This is a genomic window from Rhodococcus sp. BP-160 (genome assembly GCF_019836205.1).
In the GTDB taxonomy this organism is placed as follows: Bacteria; Actinomycetota; Actinomycetes; order Mycobacteriales; family Mycobacteriaceae; genus Rhodococcoides.
In genome coordinates, this window is the sequence record NZ_JABUEK010000005.1 from 237001 (window position 1) to 249779 (window position 12779).

Annotated in this window: 9 protein-coding genes; 5 read left to right on the forward strand and 4 right to left on the reverse strand. The window is 67.7% G+C overall.

Going from position 1 to position 12779, the window contains the following annotated elements; genetic code table 11:
• Positions 1 to 9: 9 nt before the first annotated feature.
• Positions 10 to 855, reverse strand: coding sequence for a hypothetical protein (locus HQ306_RS19175; protein ID WP_222633153.1), 846 nt, complete (start codon positions 853 to 855; stop codon positions 10 to 12).
• A 118-nt stretch (positions 856 to 973) separates the two neighbouring features.
• Between HQ306_RS19175 and HQ306_RS19180 the strand changes: the two genes are divergently transcribed.
• Positions 974 to 2380: an amino acid permease gene (locus HQ306_RS19180; RefSeq protein ID WP_027506428.1), complete on the forward strand. Its 1407-nt coding sequence runs from the start codon at positions 974 to 976 to the stop codon at positions 2378 to 2380.
• An 18-nt stretch (positions 2381 to 2398) separates the two neighbouring features.
• On the opposite strand, the gene HQ306_RS19185 is transcribed toward HQ306_RS19180, so the two are convergent.
• Both HQ306_RS19185 and HQ306_RS19190 read right to left on the reverse strand, forming a co-directional pair.
• A complete protein-coding gene (locus HQ306_RS19185; protein ID WP_222633154.1) occupies positions 2399 to 3931 on the reverse strand; it encodes an HNH endonuclease signature motif containing protein in 1533 nt (510 codons plus the stop codon).
• A gap of 32 nt (positions 3932 to 3963) precedes the next feature.
• Positions 3964 to 4908 (reverse strand): YafY family protein, encoded by a 945-nt coding sequence (locus HQ306_RS19190; protein ID WP_222633155.1) that lies wholly within the window; start codon positions 4906 to 4908, stop codon positions 3964 to 3966.
• 95 nt (positions 4909 to 5003) lie between these two features.
• On the opposite strand from HQ306_RS19190, the gene HQ306_RS19195 reads away from it, so the two are divergent.
• From HQ306_RS19195 to HQ306_RS19210, 4 genes are all read left to right on the forward strand, one after another.
• Positions 5004 to 5372: a VOC family protein gene (locus HQ306_RS19195; RefSeq protein ID WP_222633156.1), complete on the forward strand. Its 369-nt coding sequence runs from the start codon at positions 5004 to 5006 to the stop codon at positions 5370 to 5372.
• A gap of 105 nt (positions 5373 to 5477) precedes the next feature.
• The gene (locus HQ306_RS19200) at positions 5478 to 7073 is read left to right on the forward strand and encodes an MFS transporter (RefSeq protein ID WP_222633157.1); all 1596 of its coding nucleotides are present in this window, start codon (positions 5478 to 5480) and stop codon (positions 7071 to 7073) included.
• A 65-nt stretch (positions 7074 to 7138) separates the two neighbouring features.
• Positions 7139 to 8911 carry an EAL domain-containing protein gene (locus HQ306_RS19205; RefSeq protein ID WP_222633158.1) on the forward strand — a complete coding sequence of 591 codons (1773 nt, stop codon included), beginning with the start codon at positions 7139 to 7141 and terminating at the stop codon, positions 8909 to 8911.
• Positions 8912 to 8933: 22 nt separating this feature from the next.
• Positions 8934 to 10109: a GTP-binding protein gene (locus tag HQ306_RS19210; protein ID WP_222633159.1), complete on the forward strand. Its 1176-nt coding sequence runs from the start codon at positions 8934 to 8936 to the stop codon at positions 10107 to 10109.
• 10 nt (positions 10110 to 10119) lie between these two features.
• On the opposite strand, the gene clpB is transcribed toward HQ306_RS19210, so the two are convergent.
• Positions 10120 to 12666, reverse strand: a complete 2547-nt coding sequence (clpB, locus tag HQ306_RS19215; RefSeq protein WP_222633160.1) for an ATP-dependent chaperone ClpB — start codon at positions 12664 to 12666, stop codon at positions 10120 to 10122.
• Positions 12667 to 12779 lie beyond the last annotated feature (113 nt).

Genomic DNA, 12779 nt, shown 5'->3' on the forward strand with positions numbered 1-12779 from the left:
GCCCCGGCGTCAGTTGAAGCCGATACCGGCGCTGACGATGACCTCGGCGGTGATGGACCCGTCGGCCAGCGGGGTGCCCTGCACCACGATCGAGGTGCCGGGCGCGAGGTCCGCCACCGTGGCAGCGCCGAGCGCGAGGATCTGCGTGTTCGCGTTCGTCACCACGGTGACGGTGGACCCGCCGATCCCGTCCATGACGATGGTGGTGCCGTCGTTCGAGATGATCGTGCCCACGGAGGCCCCCTGGGACCCCAGCGCCTCCCCCACTCCCCCGGGAATCTGCTCCAGACCCGGCAGCGAGCCGAGCGGCGGGACACTCGTCGACGGCGGCGCCGTGGTCGTGGGCGGGGCGGAGCGCGGCGTGATGGCCGGCGCCGCGGTGCGCGAGGACGACGTCGAGTCGTACAGCAGATAGGCCCCGGTGCCGATGAGTGCGATCACGACGAGCGCCGCCACGACGATGAGTGCGGTCTTCGGACCGCGCGGGGGCTTGCTGTCGCCGTTCTCGAGGAAGGGCGCCTCGCCGTACTGGTTCTGCTGGTACTGGTTCTGCTGGTACGGGGGCTGCTGGTACTGGGGATAGCCCTGTGTCGGGTAGCCCTGCTGCGGCGGATAACCCTGCTGTGTCGGGTAGCCCTGAGTCGGATACTGCTGCTGCTGGGGGTAGCCCTGCTCGTACGGCGGTTGCTGGGCGTACCAGTCGCCTGCCGGGAGCGCCTCGGTCGGGTTGTAGCCGGACTGCCCGTAGGCCTGGCCCGGATCCGACGTGTGACCGGGAGTGCCGAGGTACTCCGTCGGCTGGTCGCGGTCGCGAGCCGAGTCGTCGTTGTCGCGCGGTCCGGTCGGCGTCGTCATGACCTCAGGATAGTCCCCGAAAAGACCGGGCAAATCGGACGAGATGTGCCGTGCGCCGGGCACCGAACCGACCGTTGTGATCGACTCGGAAGGTTCGCATCTCACGAGGAGAACTGACATGTCGATCGACAACAAGGACGCGGACCCAGTCAGCGCGACCGGACAACCCGGCGCTCTGGGAACCAGTCTGAAACCACGTCACATCACCATGATCTCGATCGCCGGTGTCATCGGCGCCGGACTGTTCGTCGGATCCGCGACCGCGATCAACCTGGCCGGCCCCGCCGTGCTGTTGTCGTATCTGTTCGCCGGCATCCTCGTCGTCCTGGTGATGCGCATGCTCGGGGAGATGGCGACCGCCAACCCCGACACCGGATCGTTCTCCACGTATGCGACCCGCGCGCTCGGCCACTGGGCCGGGTTCTCCGTCGGGTGGCTCTACTGGTGGTTCTGGGTGCTGGTCATCCCGGTCGAGGCCACGGCCGGTGCGCTGATCATGTCGTCCTGGATCGGCGGTGACCAGTGGATCTGGGCGCTCGCCATCACGCTGATCCTCACCGTCACCAACCTGCTGAGCGTGGGCAACTACGGCGAGTTCGAGTTCTGGTTCGCGCTCATCAAGGTGGTCGCGATCATCGGGTTCATCGCGCTCGGCGTGCTCGCGATCCTGGGTCTGCTGCCGGGCAGCGACGTCAGCGGGGTGTCGCACCTGTGGTCGGACGGCGGGTTCATGCCCTTCGGCTTCGGCGCCGTCATCGCCGCCATGCTCACGACGATGTTCTCGTTCATGGGCACCGAGATCGTCACCATCGCCGCCGCGGAGTCGCCCGATCCGAAGAAGGGCATCACCCGCGCGGTCAACTCGGTGATCTGGCGCATCATGATCTTCTACCTCGGCTCGATCTTCATCGTCGTCGCCCTGGTGCCGGCCGCGGAGCTCGACGCCGAGACCGGCTCGTACCAGTTCGTGTTGGGGCAGATGAACATTCCGCACGCTGACCGCATCATGGACGTCGTCATCCTCACCGCCGTCGCCTCGTGCCTGAATTCCGCGCTGTACACGGCGAGCCGCATGCTGTTCTCGCTGTCCGAGCGTGGGGACGCCCCCGCGGCGGTACGCAAGGTGTCGAGCCGCGGCGTGCCCTACGTCGCCGTACTGGCCTCCACCGCACTCGGATTCGTGGCCGTCGTCGGCAACTACGCGCTGCCGGAGAAACTGTTCGGGTACCTGCTCGCGACCACCGGTGCCGTGGCTCTCTTCGTGTACCTCGCCATCGCGGCCAGCCAGTTGGTGTTGCGGCGCACGCTCGACCGGGAGGGTCGCCGGCCTCCAGTGCGCATGTGGCTGTATCCGTGGCTGACGTATCTGGCGATCGGCTTCATCGTCGTCGTCCTCGTGATGATGGTGATCATGCCGGAGCAGCGGACGGCCATCGGCTTCTCCGCGGTGCTGGCAGCGGTCACTGTCGTGGCCGGTGTCCTACGTCAGCGACGCGTGACCGCCGCCGAATCCGCGCGCGTCTGACAGCCCCGCCACCGTCGTTCAGAACGGTGGCGGGTCGTCGATCGCTGCGGCTTCTCGAGCTCGGCGGTTGCGTGCGCGTTCGGCGCGTCGCCGCGCATGAACGGCCGCAAGGCGAGTGCGTCGTCTCGTCGGTGGCGACTCGGTCCCGGGCGGCGGGTGCACCACCGGGTCGCCGAAGGTGACGTCGGCCAGTTCCGGGTGGAGGTCGTATCCGTTGTGAGCCGGACCGGGAACGGTGCGACCCTCCGGGGTGGTGACGGTCGAGAGGACTCTGCCGGGTAGCTCCGGATCGGGGTACTGATCGTCGAGGAAGTCGGTGAACGTCTTCAGAGTGTGGTGAAAGCGGCACTTGCCGTTGAGATTCACCGCCGTGGTCTGTCCACCGGCGGCCGGGTCGTCGTGGTCGTACTCGGTGACGTGGTCAAGGTCCGCCGTCACCGCCGGGTTGTTGCATCCAGGCCACGTGCAGTACTGGTCGCGGGCACGGACGAACGTCTCGAGTGCCGCGCTGGGCCGGTACGGGTCGGCCGGCTGATGGGCTGCGGGCGTCGCGTCCATCGGTCGACGCACGGCATCGGAACGGTTCGCCAGATCCCGCAGGTGGTCGGGCGAGATGACACCGTGACCGTGCAGGAAGCCGGAGCGGCCGGACGTGTCGGGGGCTGCACCTTCCGGGCTCGTTGCAGCTGGGGTGGCCGCATCCAGGGTGGCCGCGTCACCGACCACGTGCACGACGACGGTGGTCGCGCTGATCGAGTCGGGGTCGGTCTCCGTGTGTGTGCACGTGGGATCGCCGCACTGACAACCGAATCCGGTGCCGGTGACGAGCGCGAACAGTGCGTCGGACGCGCGAGCGTTGCGGCTGCGCGGATCGCGCGAGCAGACGTTCGCAGCAAGAGCCTCGACACGGGTTGCGACGAGCAGCGCGTCCTCGGCCGCCAGGGTGGCACCGACGGCCGCCATGCCGTCCGGAGCGTTCTCGACCCAGAAGGAGCGATTCTCCTTCGCCTTGATGCGCCTCTCGCGCACCGCATCAGGATCATGACGATGAACGATGCAGTCGACCATGTCCCGCAGCCGGGTGTCGGACCACGAACGGCGACGCCGAAGGGCGGCAGCGATCTCGGCGTCGACCTCGTCGGCGTAGTCGCGGCCGTCGACCAGATCGGTACGAGTGACGATGGTGTGCAGGTGTTTCGGCGCGAGCAGCCCGTCCCGCAGGCACTCTGCGACACGCGGCAGGCGATCGCGCAACACGAGGGCGCGAAAGAGAATGCCGTCGGCGGCACCCTGACTGACGGACAGCACGGTGGCGATGCGGGCGGCGCACTGCGTCGCCGCGTCCAGGCGTCGGCGGTCCGAGGCCTCGACCGGCGCGACGATCAGGGCGTAGAGGTGCGCGGCCGCCCGGTAGCGAGTCCACTCCAGGAAGCCGAGGCCGGCGGTCGCGTGAACGACGGTGTCCAGAGCCTCCTCGATCGACGCATCGGTCAGCGCCACCGGAAGGCCCATGGCCTCCGGATCCTGCTGCGCCCACCCCGACTCGAACATGTGTGCGAAGATAACAGGAGCCACCGACACCGTCAGGAATGTCGACGAGCGAGGTCTGCCGCGAGTTCAGCGACACGTGTCCGCGCCTCGCGCGGCTCCACCACCTCGAGATGATCGGCGAACTGCAGCAGTTGCCGTACCCCCTCGATGGTCGAGTATCTGATCGACATCTGCGTCCAGCCGTCTCCGGCGGGCTCGCTCGCGGTGATGCGCGATCCGAGCACACGGTGGGCGAGATCCGTTCTGTTCGAACGGAGACGAGCCGCGACGATCACGTCGCCAGGCGCCTCCACCGCCGCGGACAGCTCGGACCACACACCGCGCAGGCCGACGGAACGATGGTGACTCGACTCGGCCGTGACCTCGTACCCGTCCAACCGCGCCAGTGCGAACAGCCGTCCGCGCCCACCGACGTCGGCGACCAGATACCACCGTCCGGCCTTCGCGGCGAGACCGTACGGATCGACCACCACCGCTTCTGCCTCGAGCGCTCCGCTTCGCCTGTAGCGCAGAAGGAGTCGGCGGCCGGAACGAAGGTCTAGTGCCAGATCACCGACGTTCACGACGTCACGACCGGGTGCGAACCAGCTCGTGTTGTCGACGACGACCAGCTCCGCGAGACTGCGGCTCGCCGCCTCGACGCCTGCTCGACGCGCCGCGATCTTGCGCATCGCCATATCGTGCGTCCCGGTCACACCGAGTCGCTCACGCTGCTCCTCGTCGAGACCGGCGAGCGTCACCGCGTCCATCTCTGCCGGCTCGAGGTACGACGCATTGAGTCGTGCCCCCGGCAACAGCACGATCCCGCCGTGCCGTCCGCGCTCGGCGTACACCGGCACCCCGGCGGCCGACAGGGCATCGACATCGCGCAGCACGGTGCGCCGACTCACCTCGAGACGTTCCGCGAGTTCACCCGTGGTGATGCGGTGCCGGGTCTGCAGCAGCAGTAGAAGGGCGAGAAGTCGGGACGACGTCATGACAGGAATTGTGCGCCGAATAGGTGACAGCTTCTGGCAGGTATGGCGCGCTTCATGGAGTCCGTCATCCACCTCACTCACACAGGAGCGTCCTCGTGCCCGCACCCAATCTGTTTCTCGTCTACGTCACCGACATCGACCGCGCGACCGACTTCTACAGTCGGCTGTTCGACATCGAGGCGACCTTCCGCAGCCCCCGCTACGTCGCCTTCGACGCGGGCGGAACCGTCACGTTCGCTCTGTGGAGCGGGCGCCCCGACCATGCGCACTCGGCCACTCCGCGGACGTCCGAGATCGGGGTGATGCTGCCCGGCCCGGCGTCGAGGATCGACGACGTGTTCCGGGACTGGTCCACGACGGCCGGACTCGTCGTCGTCGAATCGCCCCACGACGACGTGTTCGGTCGGACGTTCGTGGTCGCCGACCCGGACGGCAACCTCGTCCGGGTCGCCCCCGTCGACTGACCGAGCGTGACGGCCACCACACTCGATTGACCGTGACGCAGCGACACAGTTACCTTCTGTCCACCTTCTATGCGCTACCGCATAGAACCGACGGAGCGGGGTTCCATGGCACTGCATCAGGCACCACCCACCACCTCGCTGTCAGGGCGAGGCCGCGCGCTGGCGCTCATCGTCATCTGCGCGGCCGAGTTGCTGGTGGTCCTCGACAACACCATCGTCAACGTCGCGCTGCCGTCCATCGGCGTCGAGCTCCAGACCTCGATGTCCGGCCTGCAGTGGGTGGTCGATGCCTACACACTGACGTTCGCCGGCTTCCTGTTGGCGCTCGGGCACTTCGGCGATCGGTACGGACGCCGCCGCGTCATGATCATCGGCCTGCTCGGGGTGGCGGCACTGTCGGTGGTGGGGGCGCTGTCGAGTGACCTCGGCCAGGTCATCACGGCACGCGCCGTCATGGGCGTCTTCGCGGCGGCAGTGTTCCCGGCGACGCTGGCCATGATCATCACCATCTTCACCGACCCCCGCGAGAAGGCACTGGCCATCGCCGCCTGGACGGCCATGGCCGGCTTCGCCATCGCGATCGGTCCGACCGCGGGTGGCTATCTGCTGGAACACTTCTCGTGGCACTCGGTCTTCTGGATCAACGTGCCCGTGGCACTCGTCGTGGCCCTCGCCGCTCGGGTTCTGGTCCCGGAGTCGCGCGCCGAGCACGTCGGCCGCTTCGACGTCGTCGGACTCGTGTCCTCACTGGTGGCGATCACGGCACTGGTGTGGACGATCATCGAGGCCCCGCATCGCGGATGGCTGTCGGCCACCTCCCTCGCCGGCTACGCGCTCTCCGCTGTGGCGATCGCCGGCTTCCTCGTGTGGGAGAAGCGCACGGCCGCTCCGGTTCTCGATCTGACTCTGTTCGCGAACCGTCGCTTCTCGCTGCCGGCCCTGTCGATCGCCGTCGGCTACTTCTCCATGTTCGGCTTCCTGTTCATGATCACCCAGTACTTCCAGGGCGTCCGCGAGTACTCACCGCTCGAGTTCGGCCTGCACTCACTGCCGTTCGCGGTGGCCGTGGGCGTGGGCGCACCGATCGCCACGCTGATCGCTCAGCGCTTCGGTGCCACCGCCGTCATCGTGCTGGGACTGCTCATCGTCAGCACGGGGATGGCCATCGCCGGCCAGACCACCGTGGACACGCCCTACGTCGGCCCGGTATTGCTGTCGATGGTCCTCATGGGGCTGGGACTGGCCGTCGTCCAGGGACCCGCGACCGACTCCATCATGTCCGCGGTCGACCTGGACGGCGCAGGCGCCGGGTCGGCGGTCAACGACACGACACGCGAGATCGGCGGCACACTCGGTGTGGCGGTACTGGGTTCGATCGTCGCCTCGGTCTACTCCGCGCGGGTCACCCCCTTGGTCGATGCGGTGCCCTCGTCGCTGATGACGGACGGCGAGAAGGGTTTCGCGTCCGAAACCGTCATCGCGGTGATCGAGATGGCGAAGCGTCCCACGCCGTCGCTGTTCGAACAGCAGAAGGCGGAACTGATTCTGGCGATGAAGTCCGCAAGCCTCGAGGGATTCCAGTTCGCCTCGTACGTCACGGTGTCCGCGTGCCTGGCGTGCGCCGTGGCCGTCGCGATCTGCATGCCGTGGAAGCCCGCCGCCGACTCGGTTCTGGCCGCAGCACGAACTCGCCGCCGGTAGTCTGACGTCGGAGTGTGCTGATTCCCAGCGCACTCCGGCGCCGCAGACCGTCGAAACGAGTCGTCGTGAGATCACAGCGGATCAGTCCTGATCCGGTTCTGTCGTTTCTCGCGTTGACGCCGAGACCAGCAGAACGATCTCGCGCCGTCATCGCGGGCATCACGGTGCTCGTCGGCGTCGCCGGCCTGCTGCTCCTGCCCTCCGACGCCCTCCGACCGGGCGGCGCGGTGTGGATACTTCTGTTCTCCGCCACGACCGTTCCCGTCGCGGTCGCCTGGTTCACGACCACGCGTCCGAGGCACTTCGAGACCGCCTACGTCGTCTACTCCGACGTCGGCGTACTCACCGTCGTGACGATGTACGACTCCGCATTCCTGTCGATGCCGGCATGCGCCGTACTGGTGCTGGTCTCCCTGTTCGCAGCGGCGTTCACCGACACCCGCACTCTCATCCTGCATGTCGCCTTCTCCTGCGGCTTGCTCGTCGTCCTCGCCGCCGTCTCGGTCGAGCAGGGAACGGAGATCTGGCTCGTGCTGTCACGCACCCTCGCGCTGATGAGCATGTTCGCCACACCCTTCGTGATCCGCATGTACGTCTCCTACCTCCGCCGACAGGTCGAGGCCTCGCAACGCGATCCACTCACGGGGTTGCTGACGCGACGCGGGCTCTACAACCGGGTGACGTCGCAATCGCAGTCCGTGCAGAGTCGCCGCACCGCTCTCGGCGTCTTCGTCGAGATCGCCGACTTCGCGGACGTCGAGCAGCGTTTCGGCCGCGGCTCGGGCCGGGAGGTGCTCGAGGAGATCGCCGAGCGGCTCACCACCGAGGCTCCGGCGGACGCCGTCGCGGCACGGTTGAGCACCTCGCAGTTCCTGTGTGTGCTTCTCGTCGGCCCGGACGGTTCCGCCGATCGCGCGATGCGGGATCTGGCCACCGGACTCGAGAGCACCCCTCTGCGCAGCGCACCGGTCACGGTCCTGACGGGCTCGGTGGCGGAGACCGTCGACCCGCATGCCGACGTGGGCACCACGCTGCACCACCTGATGACGCGTGCGGAGGCGACGATGCAGCGTCGCCACGCCAGTCGGGCGTCCGCGTCGGCGGACCTGCGCGACCGCATCGCGGCGCTCATCGCGTCGGGCGGCCCGAGCATCGTCTTCCAGCCCGTCTGCACCACCGACACGGGAGCCGTCGTCGGCTACGAGGCGTTGTCGCGATTCCCCGACGGGTACGGCTCACCGCAGACGTGGTTCACCGACGCGTCGACCGTCGGCCTGCGCGTGGACCTCGAACTCAGTGCCATCCACGCGGCGATCACCGCGTCCAGCGTGCTGCCATCGGGCGCCTTCGTGGCGGTCAACACCTCGGCGGACACCATCCTGTCCAGCGATCTCGCCGCGGACCTGATCGGGCGCGGAGACAGGGGCAGACGCTGGATCGTGGAGGTGACCGAACACGACCGCATCGACGACTACGACGGGATGGGCGTCGCCGTCGAGATGTTGCGCTCGGCGGGCGTCCTCATCTCGGTGGACGACGTGGGAACCGGCTACTCGGGCCTGCGCCAACTGGTGGAACTGCGTCCCGGCGTGGTCAAACTCGACGCCTCGATCGTGCGCGGCATCGACACCGACCCCATGCGTCGTGCCGCCGCCGTCAGCATCGTCACGTTCTCTCGGGAGATCGGTGCCGTCTGCATCTTCGAGGGCGTGGAGACCGCCGAGGAACTCGCCACGGCGCGCGAGGTGGGAGCGGATCTGGTGCAGGGATACCTGCTCGGCCGCCCCGCACCCGCCTCGGAACTGCTCGTGAGGGACACCCCCCACCCGACTTCTTGATGACAATGATTATCATTACGGCATGGCACCTCTGCTCCCCGTCACCGTCCTGTCCGGCTTCCTCGGCGCCGGCAAGACCACCATCCTGGAACACGTGCTCGCGAACCGGCAGGGTCTCAGGGTCGCGGTCATCGTGAACGACATGAGCGAGATCAACATCGACGCGAGGCTCATCGACGGGTCGGTCACCGGGTCGACCACGCTGGTCCGCACCGAGGAGCGGCTGGTCGAACTCACCAACGGCTGCATCTGCTGCACGCTTCGCGACGACCTCATCGAGGCCGTGGGCACGCTGGCGTCGGCAGGCGACATCGACTACCTGCTGATCGAATCGACAGGTGTCTCCGAGCCCATGCCCGTCGCGGCATCGTTCGACTGGGTCTTCGAGCCCCGAGGGTTGGAGCCGCAGAGCGATGCGCCCGTCAGCCTCGGCACCCTGGCCCGCCTGGACACGATGGTGACGGTCGTGGACGCCTCCACCTTCCTCACGGAGATCTCCCGCGGCGACACACTCGACGACCGTGAGCTCGATGTCGCCGAGGGTGACGAGCGATCCATCTCGGACCTCCTCGTGGACCAGGTGGAGTTCGCCGACATCGTGCTGATCAGCAAGACGGACCTCGTCTCCGACGCTCTCGCCGGAGCCACCGACGCCGCCGTGCGACGGCTCAATCCCCGCGCCGAGGTCGTGCGCACGATCAACGGGGTCATCGACCCCGCCCGAATCCTCGACACCGGTCTCTACGACCCCGAGGCCGCGCTACTCGCCCCGGGCTGGGACGACGAGCTCACCGGCACCCACGTGCCGGAGAGCGAGGAGTTCGGCATCTCGAGCTTCGTCTACACCGCCGACCGGCCGTTCCACCCCACGCGCTTGAACCGAACACTCGACCGGTTGCACGATGTGTTGCGAAGCAAAGGTTTCTGCTGGATCGCGTCGCGACCGGACCGGGCGGCGGTGTGGTCGCAAGCGGGCCCGAACCTCACCATCGACGGTGCGCAACCGTGGTCGGAGATCGACGTTCCGGCCGGCCAGGAGATCGTTGTCATCGGAGTACGACTACGCCCGGACATGGTTCGTGACCTTCTCGACACCGCACTGCTGACAGACGCGGAGGTGACAGCGGGTCCGGACGCCTGGAGGGGCTATCCGGACCCGTTGCCCGAGTGGACGATCGATGTTCACGTGCACGGTTGACGCGTCGATCTCAGCTCAGCTCGAGCGTCGCGCCGCCCTCCGACGTGTCCACCGTGACCGTGTCACCGTCGACGACCTTGCCCGCCAGCAACAGCTTGGCCAACTGATCGCCGATGGCCTGCTGGATGAGTCGACGCAGCGGCCGGGCGCCGTATTGCGGGTCGTAACCCCGTACGGCCAACCAGAACCGGGCCGACGGCGTGACGTCCAGCGTGAGTCGACGAGTCGACAGGCGGCGCTGCAGTTGCAGCAGCTGGATGTCGACGATGGACTGCAATTGCTCCTCGCTCAGGGCGTCGAAGACGACCACGTCGTCGAGCCGGTTCACGAACTCCGGCTTGAACGCGCTGCGCACCGCCGCCATCACATGGTCCCTGTCGCCACCCGCACCGAGATTCGAGGTGAGGATCAGGATCGTGTTGCGGAAGTCCACCGTTCGGCCCTGACCGTCGGTAAGACGGCCCTCGTCGAGCACGGCGAGCAGGATGTCGAACACGTCCGGGTGCGCCTTCTCGACCTCGTCGAACAGCACCACTGTGTACGGCCGACGACGCACGGCCTCGGTCAGCTGACCACCGGCCTCGTACCCGACGTATCCGGGCGGGGCACCGACCAGTCGAGCCACCGAGTGCTTCTCGCTGTACTCGCTCATGTCGATGCGGATCATGGCACGCTCGTCGTCGAACAGGAAGTCCGCCAACGACTTCGCGAGTTCCGTCTTGCCGACGCCCGTCGGTCCGAGGAACAGGAACGACCCGGTGGGCCGGTTCGGATCGGACACCCCGGCACGAGCGCGGCGCACCGCGTCGGACACGGCCTGGACCGCGTCGTCCTGACCGACGACACGCCTGCCCAGCTCGTCCTCCATCCGGAGGAGCTTCGCCGTCTCACCCTCGAGCATCCGGCCCGCGGGGATACCGGTCCACGCCGCGACCACGTCGGCGACGTCGTCCGGGCCGACCTCTTCCTTCAACATCACGTCACCCTGGGGAACGGTGGCCGCGGTCTTCTCCGCGAGCTCCTTCTCCAGCGACGGGATGCGTCCGTAACGCAGCTCCGCGGCCTTGCCCAGATCACCGTCGCGCTCGGCCCGCTCGGACTCGCCGCGCAGCGCTTCGAGCTGCTCCTTGAGGTCGCGCACCGAATCGATGGCGTTCTTCTCGTTCTGCCAGCGCGTGCTCAGTTCGGCCAGCTTCTCCTTGCTGTCCGCCAGCTCACCGCGCAGCTTCTCGAGACGGGTCTTCGACGCATCGTCGGTCTCCTTGGCCAGCGCCATCTCCTCGATCTCGAGTCGGCGCACGACACGCTCGATCTCGTCGATCTCGACCGGACGCGAGTCGATCTCCATGCGGAGGCGGGACGCGGCCTCGTCGACGAGGTCGATGGCCTTGTCCGGCAGGAACCGTGAGGTGATGTAGCGATCCGACAGTGTGGCGGCGGCGACCAGGGCGGAGTCGGTGATGCGCACACCGTGGTGCACCTCGTACCGCTCCTTGAGGCCGCGCAGGATGCCGACCGCGTCGTCCACGGACGGCTCACCGACCAACACCTGCTGGAACCGGCGCTCGAGTGCGGCGTCCTTCTCGATGTACTTGCGGTACTCGTCGAGCGTCGTGGCGCCCACCAACCGCAGCTCACCACGCGCGAGCATCGGCTTGATCATGTTGCCCGCGTCCATGGCGGACTCGCCCGTCGCGCCCGCACCGACGATGGTGTGCAGCTCGTCGATGAACGTGATGACCTGGCCGGCCGAGTTCTTGATGTCGTCGAGCACGGCCTTGAGCCGCTCCTCGAACTCACCGCGGTACTTGGCGCCCGCGACCATCGATCCCAGGTCGAGCGACACGACGGTCTTGCCGCGCAGGCTCTCCGGGACGTCGCCGGCGACGATGCGCTGCGCGAGGCCCTCGACGATCGCGGTCTTGCCGACGCCGGGCTCACCGATGAGCACCGGGTTGTTCTTGGTACGGCGCGAGAGCACCTGCACCACACGACGGATCTCGGTGTCGCGACCGATGACCGGATCGAGCTTGCCGCTGCGTGCCGCCTCGGTGAGGTCGGTCGAGTACTTCTCCAGAGCCTGGTACGTGGCCTCTGGGTCCGGGCTCGTGACGCGGGCACTGCCACGCACGGTGGTGAACGCCTCGCGCAGCGCCGCCGGTGTCGCCCCGTTCCTCTGGAGCAGCGTCGCGACATCGGAATCGCCCGTCGAGAGTCCGACCACCAGGTGCTCGGTCGAGACGTACTCGTCGTCGAGTTCGGTGGCCAGCTGTTGGGCGGCGGTGATCGCGCCCAGCGCGTCACGTCCGAGCTGCGGCTGGGTGGTGGAGCCGGTGGCCGACGGCATGCGGTCCACCAGTGTCTGCGCCTGCGAGCGGATCGCGCTCGGGTCGACGCCGACAGCCTTCAGCAACGGCGCGGCGATGCCGTCCGTCTGGTCGAGCAGTGCGACGAGCAGGTGAGCCGGCCGGATGTCCGGGTTGCCCGCTGCGGATGCCGACTGCAGTGCAGCGGTCAACGCTGCCTGGGTCTTCGTGGTGGGAGTGAACGAGTCCACCGGTCACCTTCCTTCGGGTCGAACGGGTGTGTCGACGAGAACAACCTTAGTCGACTTGAGTCTATTCCGCTCAAGTTTGTTGACGCCGCACCACGCAGGAGGGCGCCGCCCAG